At 40.4% G+C, this 24,688-nt stretch carries 17 protein-coding genes; 12 read left to right on the top strand and 5 right to left on the bottom strand.

The window, feature by feature from the left end:
* Positions 1–97 precede the first annotated feature (97 nt).
* Together BLS33_RS12295 and BLS33_RS12290 are read right to left on the bottom strand one after the other, a co-directional pair.
* Positions 98–1,078: a succinylglutamate desuccinylase/aspartoacylase family protein gene (locus BLS33_RS12295; RefSeq protein ID WP_089889758.1), complete on the bottom strand. Its 981-nt coding sequence runs from the start codon at positions 1,076–1,078 to the stop codon at positions 98–100.
* A 22-nt stretch (positions 1,079–1,100) separates the two neighbouring features.
* The gene (locus BLS33_RS12290; protein ID WP_089889280.1) at positions 1,101–1,997 is read right to left on the bottom strand and encodes a RimK family alpha-L-glutamate ligase; all 897 of its coding nucleotides are present in this window, start codon (positions 1,995–1,997) and stop codon (positions 1,101–1,103) included.
* Between the two features lie 449 nt (positions 1,998–2,446).
* Here BLS33_RS12290 and BLS33_RS12285 point away from each other — a divergent pair, with 449 nt between their 5' ends.
* The 12 genes from BLS33_RS12285 to BLS33_RS12230 all read left to right on the top strand — a co-directional run bounded on the left by BLS33_RS12285 (position 2,447) and on the right by BLS33_RS12230 (position 21,366).
* Entirely contained in the window at positions 2,447–3,328 is an 882-nt protein-coding gene (locus BLS33_RS12285) for a helix-turn-helix domain-containing protein (protein WP_089889277.1), read from the top strand.
* A 313-nt stretch (positions 3,329–3,641) separates the two neighbouring features.
* Positions 3,642–4,304, top strand: a complete 663-nt coding sequence (locus BLS33_RS12280) for a collagen-like protein (protein WP_143017604.1) — start codon at positions 3,642–3,644, stop codon at positions 4,302–4,304.
* Between the two features lie 106 nt (positions 4,305–4,410).
* A complete protein-coding gene (locus BLS33_RS12275; RefSeq protein WP_089889271.1) occupies positions 4,411–6,399 on the top strand; it encodes a serine hydrolase in 1,989 nt (662 codons plus the stop codon).
* Positions 6,400–6,618: 219 nt separating this feature from the next.
* Positions 6,619–7,287 carry a succinate dehydrogenase cytochrome b subunit gene (locus BLS33_RS12270; protein ID WP_089889268.1) on the top strand — a complete coding sequence of 223 codons (669 nt, stop codon included), beginning with the start codon at positions 6,619–6,621 and terminating at the stop codon, positions 7,285–7,287.
* Between the two features lie 2 nt (positions 7,288–7,289).
* Complete coding sequence (locus BLS33_RS12265) at positions 7,290–9,293, top strand: fumarate reductase/succinate dehydrogenase flavoprotein subunit (protein ID WP_089889264.1); 2,004 nt, start codon at positions 7,290–7,292, stop codon at positions 9,291–9,293.
* A 52-nt stretch (positions 9,294–9,345) separates the two neighbouring features.
* The gene (locus tag BLS33_RS12260) at positions 9,346–10,092 is read left to right on the top strand and encodes a succinate dehydrogenase/fumarate reductase iron-sulfur subunit (protein ID WP_089889261.1); all 747 of its coding nucleotides are present in this window, start codon (positions 9,346–9,348) and stop codon (positions 10,090–10,092) included.
* Between the two features lie 123 nt (positions 10,093–10,215).
* The gene (locus BLS33_RS12255; RefSeq protein ID WP_089889258.1) at positions 10,216–10,692 is read left to right on the top strand and encodes a very short patch repair endonuclease; all 477 of its coding nucleotides are present in this window, start codon (positions 10,216–10,218) and stop codon (positions 10,690–10,692) included.
* Between the two features lie 88 nt (positions 10,693–10,780).
* Positions 10,781–11,326: a type 1 glutamine amidotransferase domain-containing protein gene (locus tag BLS33_RS12250; RefSeq protein ID WP_089889256.1), complete on the top strand. Its 546-nt coding sequence runs from the start codon at positions 10,781–10,783 to the stop codon at positions 11,324–11,326.
* Positions 11,327–11,448: 122 nt separating this feature from the next.
* Positions 11,449–12,594: a methionine aminotransferase gene (locus tag BLS33_RS12245; protein WP_089889755.1), complete on the top strand. Its 1,146-nt coding sequence runs from the start codon at positions 11,449–11,451 to the stop codon at positions 12,592–12,594.
* Between the two features lie 199 nt (positions 12,595–12,793).
* Complete coding sequence (locus BLS33_RS12240; RefSeq protein ID WP_089889253.1) at positions 12,794–15,679, top strand: T9SS type A sorting domain-containing protein; 2,886 nt, start codon at positions 12,794–12,796, stop codon at positions 15,677–15,679.
* 223 nt (positions 15,680–15,902) lie between these two features.
* Positions 15,903–18,920, top strand: a complete 3,018-nt coding sequence (locus tag BLS33_RS12235; protein ID WP_089889250.1) for a right-handed parallel beta-helix repeat-containing protein — start codon at positions 15,903–15,905, stop codon at positions 18,918–18,920.
* A 655-nt stretch (positions 18,921–19,575) separates the two neighbouring features.
* Positions 19,576–21,366, top strand: a complete 1,791-nt coding sequence (locus tag BLS33_RS12230; protein WP_089889247.1) for a carboxypeptidase-like regulatory domain-containing protein — start codon at positions 19,576–19,578, stop codon at positions 21,364–21,366.
* Positions 21,367–21,474: 108 nt separating this feature from the next.
* Here BLS33_RS12230 and BLS33_RS12225 read toward each other — a convergent pair whose 3' ends face one another.
* Genes BLS33_RS12225 through BLS33_RS12215 form a run of 3 tightly spaced genes read right to left on the bottom strand, consistent with a single transcriptional unit; the run spans position 21,475 to position 24,665 of the window.
* The gene (locus BLS33_RS12225; RefSeq protein ID WP_089889244.1) at positions 21,475–23,238 is read right to left on the bottom strand and encodes a carboxypeptidase-like regulatory domain-containing protein; all 1,764 of its coding nucleotides are present in this window, start codon (positions 23,236–23,238) and stop codon (positions 21,475–21,477) included.
* Between the two features lie 60 nt (positions 23,239–23,298).
* Positions 23,299–23,952, bottom strand: coding sequence for a 3-oxoacid CoA-transferase subunit B (locus BLS33_RS12220; RefSeq protein ID WP_089889239.1), 654 nt, complete (start codon positions 23,950–23,952; stop codon positions 23,299–23,301).
* A gap of 11 nt (positions 23,953–23,963) precedes the next feature.
* Positions 23,964–24,665 (bottom strand): CoA transferase subunit A, encoded by a 702-nt coding sequence (locus BLS33_RS12215; RefSeq protein ID WP_089889236.1) that lies wholly within the window; start codon positions 24,663–24,665, stop codon positions 23,964–23,966.
* Positions 24,666–24,688 lie beyond the last annotated feature (23 nt).

The raw sequence follows: 24,688 nt of genomic DNA, 5'->3' as shown, positions 1-24,688 counted from the left end.
CGATTGACAAACTACATGGTTTGTTTTTAATTGGTCGCTATTGTCTTAAAATGTGTAAAACGTCTGATATATTAACGTATTCTGTTTGAGCTTTTGACTATTGAAGTACTTTACCCACGTGAAAAAGTGCATCGCCTTGATTGACCACGGCCTGATGGTTGATACAAATCACATATGCGTCGAAAGGGGCTTTGATTTTTTTTGCCTTTTTGGCATATGTATCGGAAACCATACCAATAGTTTGTCCCTTTTTTATTGCGCTACCATTAGTTACTTCAGGAATGAACATACCCGCGGTTGGCGCCCGTAACCATTTTCGTTCGGCAAGAGAAATTGTATCCCTTCGTTTAGCATAACGCGGTTCAAGTTTGCCAACCATGTTAAAATGCCCTAATATATTCGAAATCCCCTGCATGCCCTCTGAAATTGAGTAGTTGTCAAAACGCATACTTTCACCCGCTTCAAATACAATTGTAGGTATACCTGTTCGGTAGGTAATATTTCGGAAAGAACCTTTTATCAACCTAGAAGAAAAAGAAAAAGGCGCGGCAAATATTTCTGCCAAGTTTTTACTGTTTTCATCCCCCTTGGTATAACGCACCTGAGGAAAATTATGATGCTGCCCACCACCCGTATGCAAATCGATCCCAAAATCAATCTGCGGAAGAATTTGGGAGGTGTAATGATAGGCTATTCTACTGGCCATGGAACCTGATTTAGTTCCAGGAAAACTGCGATTGACATCTTTGCCGTCAGGTACATCCCTAGAAAAATGAATAAACCCAAAAATGTTTAGAATGGGAACAGCGATAACCGCACCCCGCTCTACACGAAAGCGTTTCTCGTGCAACATGCGCCGCACAATTTCAACACCATTGACCTCATCGCCATGCAAACCCGCTTGTACCAATAAATGCGGACCAGGTTTTTTTGCATTGAACACATAGACCGGAATATCGATCAACGTGCCCGTGGGAAGCCTATCGATACTAATTTGCAATAATTTGGAGTTTCCCGGAGAGACCGTTTCCCCTCCTATTATGATATCCTCACTTTTTCTCACAAATTGAAACTGCATATTAACACCACTTATATTTCTATTATTTTCTTCTCTTGCTCTTACTCCCGTTATTTTCCACAAATAACACAATTTCTCTGGCAATATTGACCCCGGTAGCAGCTTCAATACCTTGCAAACCAGGAGAAGCATTGACTTCGATAAGTAACGGACCTTTATTTGAGCGTATCAAATCTACCCCTGCCACACCCAATCCTAAATATTTGGCAGCGTTCAACGCCATATCTTTTTCTTTTTCAGATAATTTCACTTCTTCCGTATTACCACCTCGATGAAGGTTAGACCTGAAATCATCTGCGGCACTACGGCGCTTCATGCTAGCGATCACTTTGTCGCCTACCACAACAATGCGGATGTCTTCTCCATTACTTTCTTCTATAAATTTTTGAATAAGGATGCTGGTATCCATTTTATAAAAAGTATCGATTATCGATTTTGCCGATTTTTTGGTTTCCGCCAGTATCACCCCCAACCCCTGAGTACCTTCTTGTAATTTGATTACCACCGGCGGACCTCCCAACAAATTGATTTGTTCGTCAATATTATCAGGGTATATCGAGAATAAGGTCTCTGGCACCGGAATACCCTTACTTGCCATAATTTGCAACGTTCGAACTTTGTTTCGTGCAGTTAAAATGCTTGAAGCCCGAGCCGAACTGAACACCTTGTTCATTTCAAATTGCTTCACAATGGCTGCGCCGTGCTTTGTAACACTTACACCGATTCTTGGAATAATAGCATGGAACTCATTCGTGATATCTTCATCCCCCAAATAAATTTTGGGTTTTCCTGAACCAAGTTTCACAGCACATTTGGTATGGTCTATTTGCTCGATATAGTGGCCCAACTCTTCAGCCTCTTGCATAATTCTTCTTGTCGAATAGACGTTCGTACTTACGGATAGAAGACCAATATTCATTATTTAACCTATTCTAATGTTATTTAGGAAGATGAATATCGGTTAAAAAACGGAATATGCCGAACCTCGAACAGAAAATCAGCAAAAACACTATGCTTTTTACCATCTATACATTATTATACAAGAACCACACAATATTAGAGCCAAAAAATACATCTAATAAGAAATTACAAGGCTCTATCTAACGCATAATCAACCCATTGACTGTTACATTTCTTTTATACCCTGTTACATATGTGCTACGGTTTCCTTACTTACCGAATTACCTTTGAACTTGGCAATTAGTTCACCACTACCATTAAGACCGCAAGAAATTAATATAACGGTTAATTGCCCCCGAACAAATTTTTGGAATTTCTTGTGCAGCGCCCCTTTTTACAAAAGGGATAAGGGCGACAAAACTCATGTGAAGGAACATGAAAAAATTGTGTTGAAAAGAGAATAGTACTATGGAGAATAACACGACTACATACTGCCTAGATGAGATAAAAGCCATCAGCTTTTTTTCTACCTCATTAAATACAAAACAATCAGAGGAGGAGGTATTATGGGCCATAACCAAAAATGTGGTTCATCAATTGGGATTGGTAGATTGTGTTATCTATAAATATGACCCAGAGCAGAAGCTGTTGATTCAAAAAGCTGCTTATGGTCAAAAGAACCCTGCGGATACGATCATCCATAATAAAATCGCAATAAAGTTTGGGGAAGGTATTGTAGGTAGTGTGGCCGAAAATTTGAAACCTGAAATAGTTACGGATACTTCTAAAGACCCACGCTATATTATTGATGACGAAGAACGGTTTTCCGAATTGTGCGTTCCGATACTTATAAACAAGCGACTTTTTGGCGTTATCGATACCGAGCACCCCGAAAAGCTATTTTTTACCGAGAAACATTTACATCTACTTACCATTATTGCCGCCCTTTGTTCACAAAGAATAAAGACCATACGCATACAGGGGAAAAAACCTCTGAAGCATTCGAAAACCTATTTTGAAAAGCTGGAGACGCTGTTACGGTTTAAAAAAATATACCGCGACCCGAACCTTGGTTTGCGTACCGTGGCCGATTTGTTGGGTATTTCGCCTTGTTACCTATCGAGTATATTCAACGCATTCAATGACAATAGTTTTATTGATTATATAAATGGGTATCGCTTGGCCGATGTAAAAAAAAATCTGCACGCTGATGAGTACAGACATTACACTATTCTATCCATTGGTCTTGAGGCCGGGTTTAATTCAAAATCGGCTTTTTATTCTTCCTTTAAAAAACACACGGGCCTTACACCATCTCAATATCGGCAGAAACAGCTCATGGTTCCCTGAAAGTTTCTTCATCTTTAGGTGAACGACAATAAGTCTTAGATATCCTTTACATCATTTTGCACATATTAAAACAACCCCCTCTCTAATCTTCCCCTGTTCCTCGACACATAATGACAGCACTACTTTTGTATGGTTGGCACGAAACAGATTACAGCTGACCAATATTCATGTACAAACAGTGAAATAATATTATAACAAACTGAATATCAGTATATTAAATAACGTCCTGATTCTTTTAATTTCAAATATTCAGGACACCCTAGCTGCGAATCGGTAGTAGGTTTGTGCCATGATTAACTACAAAACTAAAACTATGAAAACGAATTTGATAAATGGTTTTTTGGCCATTCTTTTACTGGGCGCTTTAACAATGGCCTGTTCGAAAGAAGGTGACATTGGTCCACAAGGGGAACAAGGTATACAGGGGGAGCAAGGCCCCAAAGGCGATAAAGGTGATCCGGGCCAAGATGGTGCGGCAGCCAATCAAGGAGAACAAGGTGAGCAGGGAATACAGGGAGAGGAAGGCCCTAAGGGCGATACAGGTACGGCCAATGTTATCTACTCCGAATGGTTTGATACTGAGTTTGGAGATAACATTAACGCACAGGCGGCTTCTTTTAGCGTTGATTTTCCCGAAGGTAGTTCCACGCTACTGAATTCTGGTGCCGTGTTTGTCTTTGGCAGACGCATTTTCATTGATGGTATTACCGGTGATCTTCATTACTTATTTTATCAATTACCCACGTCATTTAACGGGTCGGGCAATTATTATTCGTCTTCGGTCTATAATGGTAATGAAATTCGAGTTTCAGTCCAGACTTTTGACGGAACAAACGTTGGGAATGCCACTTTCATACAGCAATACCGTTATGTTGTTATTCCCGGAGGAGTGGTGTCAAGTGGCAAATCTATAACTGAAGACTACACTAAAATGACCTATGAAGAAATAGCCGAGTGGTTCAATATTCCCGATTAGACCACAAAACACCTTATTAGGTGATAAATCTTAACGAACTCAAATAGCACCTTTCCCCTATGAAGGCGCAAAGATTGCCCCTTGTCTAATCTTAAAATAAAGTATCATGAAAAAAGTATCAAACACCATCGTTTGGTGTATGGTCTTGCTATTTTTTATAGTCCACAAGACCCATGCGCACAAAACTGTAAATGAAGAAATGAACCCCTATACGATCAAGAATTGGGTAGCGCTACATGCGATGACGGGCCAAAAATATCAAGATGCAGTTAACAAATATCATCAAAAAGGGTTTAGGTTGACCGCCGTAGACGGCCATTATGTAAACGGAAAGATATATTTTACCGCGCTTTGGAATAAAGGCAATGTCTCAGGTCTCAAAGCGCGCCACGGCCTTACCGGCGCACAGTATCAGAATGAGGCCACAAAGAACCATAAGGCAGGGTATCGCCTGATACATGTAGATGGCTATTCCGATGGTCAGAACGCAAGATACGCGGCTATTTGGCAAAGGGGAAGTACCTCGGGTTTGATTACAAAACATGGCCTTACGGAATCACAGTACCAAAAAGAAGCCACTAAAAATTATAAGGCCGGTTATAAGCTCGAACATGTCAGTGGATATGATGTTAAAGGCAAGGTTTTTTATTCGGCGATTTGGAAAAAAGGGGACAATACCAAACAAATTACCCGTCACGGCCTTACCAGTAAGCAATATCAAGATGTGGTCAGCAAATATTCGCCACTAGGCTATAGGGTAACCCAAGTAGATGGTTATGATGTTGCCGGAAAAGTTTACTATGCCTGTATTCTCGAAAAGGTAAACGGAAGATACAGCTCGAGACACGGCATGAACAACAAAAACTATCAGCTTCAGGTCGATAACCATTATTATCAAGGTTTTATGCCCATTAGTGTTAGCGGCCATGATGCCGGCAATCAAGGAGGGTATTCAGCCGCGTTTAAGAGTGTTGGCGGATGGCAAAATTCCGATATCGCCCAATTGGACACAAAAATCAAAAAGGTGATGACTGATTATAAGATACCGGGCCTTTCGCTCGCCATCGTCAAAGACGGAAAATTGGTTTTTGCGAAAGGGTACGGATATGGAGAAAAGGATAAAAAGGAAATCGCCGCGGCAACCAGTTTGTTTCGTTTGGCAAGTGTCTCAAAGCCGCTAACCTCCGTTGCTATAATGCAATTGGTCGAACAGGGCAAACTAAAACTCTCCGATAAAGTACTAGGTAATGGGAGTATTTTGGGTACAAAATATGGAAGCAAGCCCTATAGTAATAGGGAAAAGGCGGTTACCGTAGCACAGTTATTGGAACATACCGCCGGAGGTCATGCTTGGGATCATAATACAAAACCCAATAACTCAGTAGATAAATGGGGTGCGCCGATGTTCCAAAAAAAAGACCTTAATAAAAGCAAATTAATTGGGTGGGTCCTTGATGACAGAAACCCGAGCCATGATCCAGGCACCATTTATGAGTATTCCAATTTTGGATTTTGCCTGTTGGGTCGAATTATTGAGAAAAAAACAGGAATGGGTTATGAAGCCTACCTGAGAAAACAGGTGCTCAGAAAATGTGGTATTACCGATATGTACATCGGGGCAAATAAGAAAGAGAATAAAAGATATAAAGAAGTAGCCTACTATGCCGGCGAAGGCACTGGGGCCTATGAGCTCAAAATGCGAAGAATGGACAGCCATGGAGGTTGGATAGCCTCATCTGTGGACCTATTACGGTTTATGGTAAGGGTAGATGGCCAAAACTCCAAAAAGGATATTCTAAAAGCCAACACTTTTAAGACTATGACAACTGGATCTTCGGCAAACAGCGGGTACGCAAAAGGCTGGGGCGTTAATAGTACAGCCACCGTTATGAGTCACGGTGGAGGGATGAGCGGCACCACTACCATGTTGAAAAAAATAGACAATAGTATCAGTTACGCCATTCTATCAAATTCAACCGATCGAGGAAAGGATAAAAGCAGTGATAAGGCCAATAAGCAAAGTAGTGCCATGAACAAGGCTATGGAAGAGGGTATCCAAGCAGTTAAATCGTGGCCGGCGATAGACCTTTTTTGACTCTTCCATCAAAAATTTCAGAGGCTCTCTTGAATCAGGGAGCCTTTTCGCATTGTGCTAAACCATTAAAATTCAATGGTCACAACACTAGAAATTCGGCAGGTTTGACAACTAGATTAAAATGGGTCTAAATATGATACTAATCTCTTGCAAAGTTTGTTAAAGCCGAGCCTATGCCCTAATTTTGCTTTCATTCACATTAACTCCAACCTATCTATAATGAGTGGATTGATAAAATCTTCGATAGCCCGAAAAGTGGTCATGGCCCTATCGGGTCTTTTTTTGGTATTCTTTTTGGCCCAACATTTTACCATTAACATAACTTCGGTACTAGCCCCTGATACGTTCAACGAATGGTCCCATTTTATGGGTTATAATGGGCTGGTTCAATTTATTTTACAGCCTGTTCTAATTGCTGGTGTCATTGTCCATTTCGTAATGGGCATTAAGCTAGAGCTTCAAAACAATAAGGCCCGTGCGATAAAATATAAGAAATATAATGGTAGTGCCAATGCCTCTTGGATGTCACGTAATATGATTATCACCGGATTGGTCGTTTTAGCTTTTCTTGGATTACATATCTACGATTTCTGGATACATGAAATGACCTATAAATATCTTGAGGCAAATCCTGAAGACCCGACACGATACTATGCGGAAACAGTGGAGAAGTTTGAGCCTTTTTGGCGCACCGTTTTATACGTTATTTCGTTTGTCTTATTGGCCTTGCATCTCTGGCATGGCTTTGCTTCATCTTTCCAAAGCATGGGCGTAAACAATAAATACTCGCCCTCTATAAGGGTATTCACACAAATATATGCGATTGTAATCCCTTTAGGTTTTATTTTCATCGCCTTATATCATCACTTTAACCCAATAACACATTAATTATGGGCATATTGGATTCAAAAGTTCCATCAGGGCCATTGGCCAATAAGTGGACTCAACATAAAAACGACATAAACCTCGTAAACCCCGCCAACAAACGTAATATCGACATCATTGTTGTTGGTACTGGCCTTGCCGGTGGTGCGGCCGCAGCGACTTTGGCCGAATTAGGTTATAATGTGAAGACATTTTGCTATCAAGATTCTCCACGACGTGCGCATTCTATTGCAGCACAGGGCGGAATCAATGCTGCAAAAAACTACCAAGGTGATGGCGACAGTAATTACCGTTTGTTCTACGACACCATAAAAGGAGGCGATTATCGTTCCAGGGAAGCCAATGTATACCGTTTGGCCGAGGTCTCCGGAAATATTATCGATCAATGTGTAGCACAAGGTGTTCCTTTCGCGCGTGAGTATGGAGGACTATTAGACAACCGCTCTTTTGGAGGGGTACTAGTATCTCGAACTTTTTATGCAAAAGGTCAAACGGGACAACAGTTGTTATTAGGTTGTTACGCAGCCATGAACCGTCAGATCAACAGAGGAAAGATAAAACCGTTCAACCGTCATGAAATGATGGATCTTGTCTTGGTCGATGGAAAAGCTAGGGGTATTATCGCCCGTGACTTGGTTACCGGTCAAATTGAGCGCCATTCGGCACATGCCGTTGTTTTGGCCACTGGGGGTTATGGCAATGTTTTCTTTTTGTCTACAAATGCCATGGGAAGTAATGTGATGGCGGCTTGGCGGGCACACCGAAGAGGTGCATTCTTTGCCAACCCGTGTTATACACAAATACACCCCACATGTATTCCCGTATCAGGTGACCACCAATCGAAACTGACATTGATGTCAGAATCGCTGCGAAATGATGGCCGTATTTGGGTACCTAAACGACTTGACGACGCCAAAGCGATTCGGGAAGGTAAATTGACGCCGATTCAATTAAAAGAAGAGGATCGGGATTATTATTTAGAAAGACGTTACCCCGCTTTTGGAAATTTGGTGCCTCGCGATGTTGCATCACGGGCGGCAAAAGAACGTTGCGATGCCGGTTTCGGAGTTAACAAAACAGGTGAAGCTGTCTATCTTGATTTTGCTACTGCGATTCAGCGGTATGGCAAAGAACAAGCTTTGACACACGGTATAAAAAATGCCGATGATAAAGAAATTATCAAATTAGGAAAAGAAGTTATTGAGGCGAAATATGGAAACCTTTTTCAGATGTACGAAAAAATCGTAGATCAAAACCCATACGAGACTCCAATGATGATTTATCCTGCGGTACATTATACCATGGGTGGACTTTGGGTCGATTACAACCTACAGACCACCATTGAGGGCTGCTACTGTGCAGGGGAAGCTAATTTTAGTGATCATGGTGCCAACCGATTGGGAGCCTCAGCATTGATGCAAGGCTTGGCCGACGGTTATTTCGTATTGCCCTACACTATTGGCGACTACCTTTCCAAAGATATCAGAACAGGGACTATCCCTACAGATTCCCCTGAATTTGATGCTGCGGAAAATGCGGTTACTGGAAGGTTGGAGAAGCTTATGGGAGGCAAGGGACTGCATTCAGTTGACCATTATCATAAAAAACTGGGTAAAATTATGTGGAACAAATGCGGAATGGCCCGGAATGCAAAAGAACTGCAAGAAGCCATTACAGAAATTTCCACACTACGTGCCGATTTTTGGGAAAACGTAAAGATTCCCGGGAAAATGGAAGGGATGAACCAAGAACTTGAGAAAGCAGGTCGTGTGGCCGACTTTTTGGAACTGGGGGAACTTTTCGCCAAAGATGCCTTGCACCGAAATGAGTCTTGTGGGGGACATTTCAGGGAAGAATATCAAACACCGGAAGGTGAGGCCTTACGTGATGACATAAACTTCAAATATGCAGCTGCTTGGGAATTTAAAGGAGAACCAAAAGATGCCGTGCTTCATAAAGAAGATTTGGTTTACGAGAATATAGAATTGAAAACACGAAGTTATAAATAGTTTACGGTGATTGTTTATTTATATACAATCAACCGACAACAAAACAAAAACTATGAAACTAAACCTAAAAATATGGCGCCAAAAAGACGCCAAGTCCTCAGGTGAACTTATTGATTATGCCTTAAATGGCATAGAAGGTGATATGTCATTTTTAGAGATGTTGGATGTTCTCAATGAAGAGCTTATAAACAAAGGCGAAGAACCTGTTGAGTTCGATCATGATTGCCGAGAGGGCATCTGTGGCACCTGTTCCCTTCAGATTAATGGAGAACCCCATGGTCCTGATCGCTTGGTAACTACCTGCCAATTACATATGCGTAAATTCAATGATGGTGACACCATCGTTATCGAGCCTTTTCGGGCAACGGCATTTCCCGTAATCAAAGATCTAATTGTCGACCGAAGTTCTTTTGATCGCATACAGCAATCAGGGGGTTATATTTCGGTAAATACTTCTGGAAATACCGTCGATGCCAATGCAATTCCTATTGACAAACATGATGCCGATAAAGCGATGGACGCGGCGACCTGCATTGGTTGTGGTGCCTGCGTTGCTGCATGTAAAAATGCCAGCGCCATGCTTTTCACCTCGGCAAAAGTGTCTCAATTTGCTTTATTGCCGCAAGGCCAGATAGAAGCCACGGAACGTGTTCAAAGTATGGTGCGCCAAATGGACCTCGAAGGTTTTGGCAACTGTACAAATACAGGTGCCTGTGAAATCGAATGCCCTAAAGGGATTTCTTTAGAAAACATCGCTCGTATGAACCGTGAATATTTGAGTGCCACCTCTAAAGGATAAATCAGGTTTTTTGGCGTCAAATCGAATTGCCGAACAACTTAACCTTTTATACCACTCCAACAGAAAGTAAAAAATCCCAAAGTCCAAATTTATGGATTTTGGGATTTTTTTGTATTTTCAAGTATGTCCAAAAAGTATTCTGAACAACGCATCAAAGTCCCTCGGTTCAATGAAGAATCAGGGTTTTACACTACCCCTGAAAGATCAAAAATCATGGGAAAAATCCGTGGAAAGAATACCAAACCCGAATTGGCCTTTAGAAAAGCGCTATATGCGTCGGGGTATCGCTATAGGGTTGACTACAAAAAACTCATCGGGAAACCCGACATTGTTTTAAAAAAGTATAGAACCATAATCTTCATCGACGGGGAGTATTGGCATGGTTATAATTGGGAAGAGCGAAAGCCCAAAGTAAAAACGAACCGTGAATTTTGGATTGCAAAAATCGAACGTAATATGCAGCGTGACCAGGAGGTAAATGTAGAATTAAACCGCTTAGGTTACAAGGTTTTTAGATTTTGGGAGACCGAAATCAAAAAGGAGTTGGAGCGTTGTTTGGAAGAAGTAATTGCTCACTTACAACTTAATCGAACGAGCTAAAATTTCATTGCTTTCCGTCAAACCGCATAACGTATTCATTGTACATTGTTTATGAAATAAATTAATAATCATTAAAATTATAGTACACATGAAGAAAATAGCAATTTTAGCTACGAATGGATTTGAAGAAAGTGAATTGAAATCTCCTAAAGAGGCCATGGAAAAAGAAGGCTTTCAGGTCGATATAGTAAGTCTGGAATCTGGAGAAATTAAAGGGTGGGCCAACGGGAATTGGTCTAATTCATATAAAGTAGATAAGACCATTAATCAAGTAACAGCAGAAGATTATAATGCGCTGATGTTGCCTGGTGGTGTCATTAATCCCGATCAATTAAGAAGAGATGAAAAGGTATTGGCTTTTGTGCGAGACTTTTTTAAGCAAGAAAAGCCTGTAGCCGCCATCTGTCATGCCGCGTGGACACTCATCAGCGCTGACGTAGTAAAAGGTCGTAAAATGACTAGTTTTAACTCTATTAAAGACGATTTGGTAAATGCAGGTGCAAACTGGGTAGACGAAGCGGTCGTAGTAGATCATGGGTTTGTGACCAGTAGAAATCCCAACGATTTACCAGCATTTAACTCAAAATTGATTGAGGAGATCAAAGAAGGCAAACACGAAGAACAGCATGCCTAATTTTTGAATACACTTTAAATTTATGTAACAACCCCGGCCATGTGGCTGGGGTTTTTTATGCACCGAGCACAATGATATTTTAGTACTTTTATGAATTCATGCCATTTTCAAAGCCATTGCTAATGAAAAACATTTCATCCAAACTTCCGAACGCAAAAACAACTATTTTCACAACGGTAGGCAACTTGGCCAGGCAACATAATGCCATCGACCTTTCTCAAGGGTTTCCGAATTTTGAAGCCGATTCAGAATTGATGCAATTGGTGACCAAAGCTATGAGCGAAGGTCATAACCAATATGCCCCGATGTTTGGATCTTATCCGTTACGTGAAGCCATTATTCAAAAAATCGCAAAACTTCACAATAGGAAGTACCATGTCGAAAAAGAAATCACCATTACCGTCGGTGCCACACAGGCTATTTTTACGGCAATTACCGCATTTATAAATCGGGGCGACGAAGTTATTGTGTTCAAACCGGCATATGATTGCTATGAACCCGCAATAGAAATAAATGGTGGCATTTCTGTTTTGGTACAAATGAGCGGGGACAACTTTAAAGTAGATTGGGAAAAATTTAGAGCCCAAATAACTCCCAAAACTAAAATGGTAATTATAAATACCCCGCACAACCCAAGCGGAACCCTGTTTTCAAGGGAAGATATGCTCGAGCTGCAAAAAAGCCTTCGGGGCACAGACATCATTCTAATTAGTGATGAAGTTTATGAACATATTATTTTTGATGAGTTGGAACATGAGAGTGCCTCACGTTTCGATGATTTATCATCCCGTAGTTTTATATGTGCCTCTTTTGGCAAAACGTTTCATGTGACGGGTTGGAAGGTAGGCTATTGTGTCGCCCCAGCCGAATTGATGCAGGAATTCCGAAAAATTCATCAATTTAATGTGTTTAGTGTACACCATCCCGTTCAACGTGCTTTAGCAGTTTATCTTCAAGAGCCTAGTCATTATTTGTATTTAGCCGATTTTTATAAAAAAAAGCGGGACTATTTTATAGATGCATTAGCCCAATCTTCATTTAAAATAATTCCTTGTCAAGGCACTTACTTTCAACTATTGGATTATTCTGAGTTAAACGATGAAGGTGACGTAAGCTTCGCGAAAAAACTTATCACCGATTTCGGACTTGCCTGCATTCCCATATCGGTGTTCAACATAGATCAAAAAGACGACCAAAAACTTCGCTTTTGTTTTGCAAAAACGCAATCCACTTTAGAAAAAGCCGTTAACATTTTAAATTCAATATAAAGCCTCAAAAACGAGGAATTTTCGCACTTTGTCGATTATTTCATCCATACAACGATTATTTTTGTTGCATTTCATCGAGTTTAACTCTTTTTTAAGACTTTTTTAAGATACTCGGGAATGCTTTTAAAGCATCTTTGCCGCGGTTTTGATATTTCTCATTACCAATTATTTACATTAATCCCCCCAATATTTGCCCCGAATGACGAAATATTTACTTACCACCATTTTCTGTGCATTACTTTTTGCTTTTTACGCACATCTTCCCGAGACCAACAACAATCATATTGCTACCATATCGAGTAACTATTATCCGAAACCTGCTATTCCTACGATAACACTTTCCTCTAAAAAAGCTTTTCCTACAGCAGAAGGATATGGCAAATATGCAACTGGCGGAAGAGGTGGAAAAATTGTCGCGGTTACAAATCTTAACTCAAGTGGCTCCGGAAGTCTGGATGCCGCCCTTAAAATGACCGGACGGAGAATTATTGTTTTTAAAGTATCAGGCACCATAACCCACAGTGGCAGCAATTATTTAGACATCCCATACAATGCAGGCAATGTCACAGTGGCCGGCGAAACCGCTCCTGGTGACGGTATTTTGATAAAAGGTGGTGAAATACGCATAAGCGCTTCAAACGTAATCATTAGAGGGTTAAGAATACGGCAGTCGAGTTCAAGTTCTGGCAGTAATGAAGATTGTATTAACATATCTGCTTATAATGGAACCCATATCGAAGATATAATCATCGACCATTGCAGTCTTAGCTGGGCAAGGGATGAAAACCTATCATTAGTTGGAAACTTTTCCGGTTCCACGATCAAAGACGTTACCATTCAAAATTGTATAGTTGCAGAGAGCAACTATGGCCTTTTGAGCTACAAGAAAAATGAAAACATCTCTGTTTATAGAAATCTTTTTATCCATAATAAAGAAAGAAATATAAGGAGCAATCATCCACAAGCTTCCAAGTTGCAATACGAAATGGTCAATAATTTAGTACATGGTGCACTTTGGAGAACGAATACTAGCCTTGGTACAAAATTTACGGTTTTAAATAATAAATACAAGGCGTCTAGCCAAGTAAGCTCCAAAGGTTCTACTTCTGTAAATGGAGAAAGTGATGGGACCGGATCGACGTCGAATACGTACGCCTATATTAAAGGAAACATTCAAGTATCAGGTCAAGGGCAATATAGTTCCAATCTTTCACCCTATATCAAATCTTCACCTTATAAGACTTCAGGACTTGTTGGTGCAGCCATACCAGCATCATCTATAGAAAGTGTTTTATTGCCCCATGTAGGCGCAAGTTTTGCTAATCGCGATGCCGTCGATAGCCGACTTATTAGCCAATATAAGAATGGCAATGGAGGTACGGCGACCAGCGGTTCTTTCCCCAGCATCAAAAGCGGATCCACCTCAACGGATAGCAATAACAACTACATACCTGACAGTTTTGAATCAGCACATAGCATCACTTCTAGCAGTCAAGTAAAGGGAAGCTATAACTTCGGGAGTTATCAAGTAATAAATAATGCCGGTTATTCTGCCCTAGAAATATATTTGGCCTATGCAGCAGGAGATTTTGACCGTATGGAAAAAGTGGGTGGCACTGAGGTGGGCAAAAATTGTACAGGAACCATTACCCCAGAATATAGCTTGGATGGTGCTTGGGACCACGGATCCAATAATTTGAATGTAGAGGAAGGTACCGACGTTACCTTGAGCATGTATCCCAATGGTGTAGGTTTAACCATTAAACTTCCGAACGGATCTACAGTAGGTGACAACTATGAGTTAGGCAAAGTCACCGCAGCTGATAGTGGGGCCTATTTACTAACCTCCGAAGATGGTTGTCAGACAACTTTAAACTTAAAAGTAGGAAGTTCCAACGACAGCGGATCTAACGATGAAGATTGTGCAGCAGGTACCATTGTTCCTGAATATAGATTAGACGGTACATGGAGCAGTGGCCAAAACAATTTGAATGTCGATGAGGGTACGGATGTTTTATTAAGTATGATGCCAAATGGAGTTGACTTGAGCATTAAATTACCTAATGGGTCCATTGTGGGAGACAACTATTCGTTAGGCAAAGTAACAACAGCCAACAGTGGCGCCTACGTGATTACTTCGGAAGACGGTTGCCAAACGACCTTGAACCTGAGTGTTGGAGATACACCCAATGATAGTAGTGGTGGCTCTAGCGATAGCGATTGCACAACTGGAAACATCACTCCAGAATATCGATTGAATGGCGTTTGGACCAGTGGCCAAAACAATTTGAATGTTGATGAAGGAACCGATGTTATGCTAAGCATGATGCCCAATGGAGTAGATCTTAGTATTAAGCTGCCCAACGGATCGACCGTAGGTGATAACTTTGCCTTGGGCCGCGTAACTTCGGAAGATAGTGGAACTTATATTATCACTTCCGAGGAGGGTTGTCAAACCACCTTGAATCTCACCGTAGGTAATGACCCAATTAATAACTGCCCAGCAGGCAACATTATTCCAGAGTATAGATATGAAGGGCTGTGGATAAGTGGTCAAAATAACATTAATGCTAGTGAAGGAGAAGATTTAACATTAAGCATGCTCCCAAACGGGGTTGGACTAACCATAAAATTGCCCAACGGATCTATAGTCGGAGACAATCATACCCTTCAAAACTTAACAACAGCTGACAGTGGAACCTACTTGCTCACTTCTTCAAGTGGATGCCAAACTGTAATCAATCTGAATGTGAGCCCTAAAGGAACATCATTAAAAGTCAGGTTAAATGCGGAAGGAGCCCTAGCTGCGGAACAAAGTTATTTAAACTCGACATATACAGTTGATAAGCTCACAGTATATCCTAATCCGGTAGAAAGAGAAATAAATGTATCCGTACCCAATGGCTCCAACTACACGACGTATAAGTTGTTCAACACCTCAGGAAGTTTGATTAAGGAAGGTACAATTGATTATGGTCAAAATAATTTTGTCATTAACGTTGCAAAAGCACAAAAAGGTTTAATCCTTCTAAATGTTAGTAATGACACCGGTAATAATGAATTTTTAAAAGTTCTGAAAAAATAAAGAATCGTTAAGGATTAAGCACGACTCAATCTCCCCCATTTTATAATAAATCAATCAATTTTTGGGAACATACCCAAATGAAATACTATTTATAAATTTTAAAAAAGTGAATTAGATATTAAAAATAAAGCCATTTTCAAAACACGAATCAATATCGATTAAATATAATAAAGAAAAGCCCCCACTTTTTTTGAACTATAAAAATTTCTAGAACATTAGTGCCATGACCTACAATAAATGTTTTTTAATCATTCTACTTTTATCCGTCTCCTTTTTTCAAACATTAATAGCGCAAAGCAAGACTTATTATATAACCACTAGTGGTAAATCAACCAATAACGGACTATCGGAAGCCTCCGCCTGGAACTGGGAAGCCGCCGTTAGTAGAGTTCAAGCTGGAGATGTTGTGCATGTCAAGTCTGGCAGCTATAACGTATCAGGTCTCTGGTTTAAGCAAAGTGGTACAAGTTCCAAGCCCATCATTTTCAGAGGATACACCTCCAGCCCTGGAGACATTTCAAGCAAACCCTACGGCACAATGGATTATGGGAACTCCATAAGTTCTATAGGTTTTCCTGTGATACGCCCCACCAATGCCAGTGATTCATATGCAATTTTCGTTGGAGGCAATTATATTGAACTTCATAATATTGGATTTAATGATCCCTATGGAAGAGCTGGTTATGCCGTTCTAGTACAGGGAAATAACAACAAGCTCGACAACCTTGCATTCTCCGACCTAAGTTTAGATACAAAAGGGTATCAGGGCTCATCAGTCTACATTAGGGGAAATAATAACACCGTTAGCAATTGCTATGGTGAAAACTCGGCATATGCCTTTATATTTATCGATCCGCATACCTCGGCAAAAGGAAATAATAATACCATAAAGAACAATGAGTATCGCAACGATGATTCAAATCGTCAGACAGACTACTACCTAACCACTCGCTACAAAGGAACCGATTCAAACACAGCATCCAATAATTTATTTGAAAATAATAAAATTTATCGGCTGCATAATGGCTCTCACAATGGCCACGGTTTATCCAATGGAGGTGGTAGGAACAATACATGGAGAGGCAATCTTATTTATAGAACAATTATAGAAGTTAGGTATCCGAGTTCATCAGGTGCAGTATTTGACGGAAATAGTATGACAGGTTCTGACGACAATCAGGTAACTATTGAGAATGGAGCTACCAATATAACCTTAAAAAACAACTATCTCGAATGCGACCACGCTGCACTTTTATTTATAGTCAAGGGCTATAATCCAATAGTATCCTCGGCAAGTCCCAACAACATTAAAGTCTTTAACAATGTCTTCAAAGGTGGTCGACGAATTGTCTCTTTTGGGGAAGGGAGTTACGAAAAAACAACAAGTAAGAATATTGACATTTATAATAACGTTTTTGATGGGCAGTCTGGAGGAATTCGCTATTATAACTCAGGAACCTCCATGAACTTCAAAAACAACATTGTTGTTAATTCCACTTCCAAAAAGTGGGCCACAATAAGCTCGGGAAGTATCTCGGTTGATGGTGATAATAACATTTTTCATAACAATTCATTTACTACTCCTACCTCCGGGTTTTCAAGTACGAAAAATACAAACCCCTTATTCACCAATTCAGGAACCCAATCCGCAAGATATAAATTAAAGGTAACTAGCCCGGCAATAAATGCAGGGGTTACGTTTTCAGGGCGCTCCACCGATTTAAATGGGAATTCATTGATTTCAACACCCGACATAGGCCCACACGAATATCAGGGTTCTCAGACGAGTAATAACAATAATCCCGTTCTTTGTGAAGTAGTTCCAGAATATAGCTTGAATGGTGTTTGGAAAAACGGGCAGACCAATCTTAATGTCGCCGAGGGAACCAATGTTATACTAAGTATGATTCCGAATGGTATAGGACTCTCAATTAAGCTTCCAAATGGTAAAACGGTAGGAGACAATTACAAACTAGGCGAAGTAACGACCGCCAATAGTGGTGCATATACATTGACTTCAGCAAATGGCTGCCAGACCACCTTAAATTTGGCTGTAGGAAGTTCCAGTAATAGTGCAAAAAATGATTGCCCTTCGGGAGATATTACTCCAGAATACCGCTTAAACGGTTCGTGGGGCAGTGGTCAGAATAACTTAAATGTAGCCGAAGGCACAGATGTTATTTTGAGCATGTTGCCAAATGGGAAAAACCTCACCATTACTTTGCCTAATGGCTCGAACGCAGGGGACAATTACAGTCTTGGCAAAGTAAAAGCAGCAGATAGCGGAAGCTATGTAATTACCTCGGAAGATGGGTGTCAAACCACTCTGAACTTGACGGTTGGAAACTCAAGTAGTAACGACAATAGCAATACTCCTGTCAATAACTGCCCGTCAGGAAACATTACCCCGGAATACAGTTTAAACGGATCATGGCAGAGCGGTCAGAATAATCTTAGCTTGGCAGAAGGCACTAACGTAATACTGAGTATGATTCCCAATGGTGTCGGACTCACTATTAAGTTGCCCAACGGATCAACAGTAGGTGATAACTACAGGCTTGGCAAGGTAACCTCTGCAGATAGTGGGGCTTATATACTCACTTCAGCTACAGGTTGCCAAACAACCTTGAACCTAAGTATTGGGGGATCTTCTGGTAGCAACTCGAACAACAATAATTGTTCGACCGGAATAACATCAGAATACAGAGTTAACGGTGTATGGGGAAGTGGAAGTAGCAGTATCACAGCCATTGAAGGAAAAGATGTAACCTTCAGCATGCTTCCGAATGGTATTGGCCTTACTGTTAGGCGACCAAATGGTTCCACATTGGGAGACAACTTTAGAATTCAAAATTTGACTTCCTCTGATAGTGGCACATATGTACTGACCTCAGCAAATGGCTGTCAAACCAGTGTATATCTAACGGTCACACCAAAGGGAAGTTCGTTCAAGGCACGGATCGGCGAAGCAATTTCTACCGACACCGAAATGGAAAGCCCTAAAATTTCCGTGTTTCCGAACCCGGTGCAAAGAAATATGAACGTCGCCCTGCCGCAACACTCTAACTATACCGAGTTTGCACTGCATACGCTTTCAGGTGTTATGATAAAACAAGGACAAATCAATTCTATTGGAAACGCTTTCGTCGTCGATATTTCATCCGCCCCGAAAGGCCTATTATTGCTCAATGTCATGGATGAGGATGGCAACTCCGAATTCTTGAAAGTATTAAAAGAATAAAGCTCTTAAGTAGATAAAGCGAAACACGTGGAACATAGTGTGGTCAAAGAATCTCCACATGATTCTATTGATACACTACTAATATGATAACAAATTGAAACAAAAAAAAGGAACGACTTTGGGGATGTCGTTCCTTTTTTTAAATTTTGTTAGAAAACCGTTATAACATAAATAGCTTTCTTGCCAGCATTACAATTCCACTTAAAAAATCATTTTTGTACACTTGAATTTCTTTTTCGGCTGAGGTGTGGTTCATTTGGGCATCCATAGTTAAGTATTTTTTAAAGAGTCTGATTTGGGTTCCAATTGGTATTGGAGGACTTCTAATTAATTACACGATAAATATACTATGAAGAGGGCAAGGTTTGAAATTAATGTTGTGAACAGTTCTCTTTGTGTTGTAAAAACACGAATTTCAAAAAATATCGAATAGATAGATACTATCCCATTAAATTTGCACCTTCAAAATAGCAGGGGTTGGACTTTTATCTAAAGTCTGACCCTTTTTTATAGGTCGTCAGGTACAACCATCGTGATAAAAATTTGTACAAATTCTTTTTGAAGAACCTTGGCAATAAACCTCTAATTAAATCACACCTCACAAATAAAACGGTTATTTTAGTGTAGCAATACATTTGAGGGAGAAGTTAGCGGTATGAAAAAAATCATTTTTCTTTTGATCATCATCATTTGCACAAAAAGTTTGGCGCAGTCAAAAATAGAAGGCTTTATTTATGACGAGACAACAAATGATCCACTGCCTTATTGTACGATTAGGATTTACAGTACAAAAACCAATTATACGATAACAAACGAGGATGGGAAGTTCGCTGTCGATAACGTTTTTTCTACGGATTCGTTAGAAATAAGATACTTAGGGTTTAAACCAAAAAAAACGGTGGTATCTTATTTTGAGAAAGAATCCAAACTTTATATGGAAATGGATGTTTCTGTTTTGGACGAAGTTGTGCTGACCGCCGACGAAGACAAGGATTACCCCTATAGGCTATTGGGCAGGGTTATAGAAGTGTATCGAAATAGTAAAAATACAACGGTCAGCAAAGCCTTTTTGACCATGATTTCCTCAACAAGAAATATTCCGATTGAGCAAGTAGAGGGTTTCTACAACAGTGAACAGAATTTAGCAAAAGGTATTTTGGACCTCAGGGTCAAAAGTGGACGGTTTGGCCAAAACAGCTCATTCCCCTTCTATAGCTTGGACAATACCAAAATTTTAAGTGACTTTCAACTTTTTGAGACCTCAAAGCAAATATTTCCCGATTATCCGGGCAATCTGACCTATAATGCCATTGAAAGAAAATACGACGTACAAATTGATGACTGCATTACATGTGGCGAGAAGGAGGTATCCATTTCGTTTTCCCCTAAAGAGACCAATGGCAGATTGTTTCATGGAAAAATGTTGGTAGACCCTCAGCTTTTGGTGGTCAAAAAAATCGAACTTTGGACCAAAAACCCCATAACAAATGCATTGACTTCAATCAATGAAGATGTTGTCTTGACCCCAACAGAGATTCTACTGAACATTGTTTTTAATCCTATGGACCTTGAAAAAATACAGTATCTAGACCTTACCTTTCGAATGGGTTACAAATCTAAAAATGTTTCGGAGGTCATTGATTCCCACACTTTTCTATATTTCTTTGATTACGACACTTTTTTTAAAGATCCCTATTTTACCGAGGTGATTCCATTTAACAACGATTATGACAAAATGATTGCCTTGCGGGCATCTGACGACTTCTGGGAGATCAACTACCAATTTCCCAAAAGTATCAGCGAAAATAGGTCGATGGATTTCATGAAAAAAAATGGGTTCCTGATTAATTATAACAATTACATCCCGTTAGATGATTTAAAATATACAAAACCCACGGTCCTTTCATGGCAAAAAGAGAGACGACTTAAATGGGGACATATATATGATATATCTTCAAAAGAGAATGAGAACGATGCAATGAGCAATAACCCAGGAAAAGATATAACATCAGGCAAAGCCTACGATACACCGTTTGAGCAACTGCAAAGCAAAACTTCCCGAAATAACAAAGACAATTTCAATATCTGTTATGTGGTGGATAGTTATAAAGGTGAAAATGGGATTGAAAAAATGCCTAGCCGAACTTTGTTGGATATCAATTCTTCTCGATTCAGCTATGAACGTACAAAAAATAAGTTGGTCTACTATAATATTATTTTTGACATTTATGAGGTGTATAGACAATTGGGCGCTTCCCGAATTACCGAAAATATGACCTTTGATGAAGTAAAAGCGGTATATGATGAAATGTATATTGGGGCCTCATCCGAAGTAAAAAAAATGGATAAGGAAACCCGTCACGGCAATGATGAGGAGGGTTTGGTTAAATGGAACAACCGAATAAAAATAAAATTAAATATTGACAATTTTGCCATGGTTCAATAAACTACTTCATGTATAAAGAGAGATGATCTACTATTACAAAAATCATACTCTTATTTTAAGTTATAATAGAAAGGGTCCCTCCCCGTGCCTTCTCTAGACGCACGGTATTTAATCGCTAACAGTACCCGATTGGGTGTTAACGGTGAGAAGGCCCGTACCCTCATATTCAGAGGTCAACTTGAACAATCGCAATACCCTGTGCCGTGTAGGAAGCCCATAGTCGAAAAAAACCGATATGTGTAAATAGGTGGGCTCTTGGTCCGCTCCTTCATAATGTTGTAGATTCAACTGCCACTTCCCTTTTGGGTCATCGTCTAGAAAAAATTGGGCGCAGGCATATCCCCTAAGCGCTTCGCCGTTTTGCAATCTATTTAGCTTCACGGTATTTGTCCAAGTATCGTACAATGATTCGGGGCTTGCCATTAGAAACCCTATATTAATGTTGTGGTTGCTCCAAGTTAGCAGAACTCGGGTCCGTGAAATTTCAACCCCTGCTTCTTTCTCTAATTTTTCCCAACTTATTTTTTCTTTTTGGGGCTTCAAGGTGTTAAGAGATTCTAGAGTCATCATTAGGTCAGCTCCATATTCGTCAAATGCAATACTATCATTATTCCTGTGGTGCAGATAGCGATCGTAAACTTCCGAGGCTTTTTTATCATTTCCTTTTTCGGCATATACATCCGCCAAATCATAATAGGATTGTGCGGCTGACGGATCAAGCTCTAAAATCTCAAGGAACAGATCCAAAGCTTCGTTCTTCCTTCCCAAAATATCATATCTGTATGCCAGTGACCTTAATACCGCACTATTTTCAGGAAAGCGTTGACGAACCTCCTTAAGGAGCATATCTGAAGTCTTGTCATCTTTCCAGCGCTTTCTAAAATAATCGGCTAAGTCCAAAAAAAAGATTGGGTTTTTCAAGAAAAGTTCTTTGTCTCTTTCCAGTAATCGTTCTGCCACTACAACGGTAGTGGCCTCCCCATAAGCTTCCATGTAATCGGGAGGTTTTGGTGAATAGCCTCTTTGGTCAATAAACAGCTCACTTAGGCTGTCATGCAAAACGGAATTATCATACCGCTTGTCAACCCCAAATTGGTCCATTTGGGTGGTGGCCTTGGTGTTCACTACAATAACACCTCCGGTACCCCTTGGTCCATATCTGGAAATCGCCGCATTGCGCTCGAGTATAGCCACACGGTCAATATCATTTGCTGACAGATATGTTGGCGCTGTCTCTTGTATAAATCCGTCCACATCAAAAATAGCTTTCGGTGGTATGTCCAGTTCATCATCAATGGAAGTAAAAACGATTCTGAACAAATATACCTCAACATCAGGAGCAAAAGGGGGCCTAACAACCCTCATATTAGGACTAAAATTCTTCAAAGAAGATAAAAAATCAGGTCCTATTGCCACCAAATCCGTACCGTTGATAACCCGCAACGCCGATGAAGAACGATCCTTGTCTAAAACTCCACTTGAGGTCTTGATCAAATTTGCGTTTTCGGGATATTCGGCCAAAAAATCTTTTTGCTTTTTGAGTTTCCTTTTCTTTAAGGTCACTTCATCCAATTCAGTTGCCTTTGGGGATAAGACAATTTTTAGTTCTTCTCCCGTTTCCGGCACGTCAATTTCAACACTTCCATATCCCAGGGAAGAGAACACCAAAACCTCGTTGACAAGTGTATATAACGAAAACCATCCGCTTTCATCTGTTTGAGTTCCACGGTCGGTGCCTTTGAGAAGAATATTTACATTTGGAATGGGAGTTTCCCATACATCGGTCACCATCCCTGAAATGGTTTGTTCAGAAGTTTGAGCGTAAAATGGTACTACAAACCATAGAACTAAAAACGCCGACCAATTTTTCATATTCGCATGATTACACAATCTATTTATGAGATAGTCCCGATAAAAAGTTCCGATTACCTGTTATAGTTTCATTTCCGGCACATCTCCATCAAAAAGTAAAGCTCCCTCGGTTGCATTCACTATGTCGGCTACGGAAACCCCGGGTGCTCGCTCAAGCAATTTAAAGCCTCGCGGGGTCACCTCTAAAACGGCCAAATTAGTCACTATTTTTTTTACGCAGCCTACGCCCGTCAAAGGCAATGTGCATTCTTTCAGAAGTTTGGAGTCGCCCGCCCTGTTGGTATGTAACATGGCGACAATAATATTTTCAGCAGATGCCACCAAATCCATAGCGCCCCCCATACCCTTCACCATTTTTCCAGGTATTTTCCAATTAGCAATATCTCCATTTTGGGCTACTTCCATGGCACCCAAAATAGTTAAATCAACATGTTGCCCTCTAATCATTCCGAAACTGGTCGCCGAATCAAAGAAGGAGGCTCCTGGCAGCGTCGTAATAGTTTGTTTACCCGCGTTAATGATATCGGCATCTTCCTCTCCTTCAAAAGGAAATGGGCCCATGCCCAGCACACCATTTTCGCTTTGAAATTCTATCTCAATGTCATCACGGACAAAATTGGCCACTAAGGTGGGAATCCCTATACCCAAATTGACATAATATCCGTCTTTAACTTCTTGTGCTATTCGTTTTGCGATTCCGTTCTTATCCAACATGGTCATTAATATCAGTTTCGTTTACGCACCGTGCGCTGCTCTATACGCTTTTCATAGTTCTTCCCTTGAAAAATTCGCTGAACAAAAATACCCGGGACATGAATTTGATTAGGATCCAATTCCCCTGCAGGCACCAATTCTTCTACTTCTGCAACAGTAATCTTTGCAGCACCACACATGCACGAATTAAAATTTCGCGCTGTACCCTTAAATATTAAATTTCCTGCCTCATCACCTTTCCAGGCTTTTACAAACGCGAAATCAGCTCTAAAAGCATCTTCGAGCACGTACATTTTACCATTGAATTCACGGGTTTCTTTGCCTATGGCCACTTCCGTACCATAGCCAGCCGGAGTGTAAAAGGCCGGAAATCCTGCTTGGGCCGCCCGACATTTTTCAGCTAGGGTTCCTTGCGGCGTTAATTCAACATCAAGTTCCCCGCTTAACATCTGACGCTCGAACTCTTCATTTTCGCCCACATAAGATGAAATCATTTTCTTTATCTGGTGCTTTTTCAGCAAAAGTCCCAATCCAAAATCATCGACTCCTGCATTATTTGATATACAGGTCAGGTTTTTTACGCCTATACGCACCAATTGAGCTATCATGTTCTCAGGAATGCCACAGAGACCAAAACCGCCCAACATGAAAGTCATTCCATCTTGAACGTCAACCATGGCGTCTTCTACACCGGAAACCGTTTTACGAATCATTTCGCTTAATTTTATTAATTACA

Source organism: Kriegella aquimaris (assembly GCF_900103215.1).
Taxonomy (GTDB): domain Bacteria; phylum Bacteroidota; class Bacteroidia; order Flavobacteriales; family Flavobacteriaceae; genus Kriegella; species Kriegella aquimaris.
This window is presented reverse-complemented; position numbering and strand designations above follow the sequence as displayed.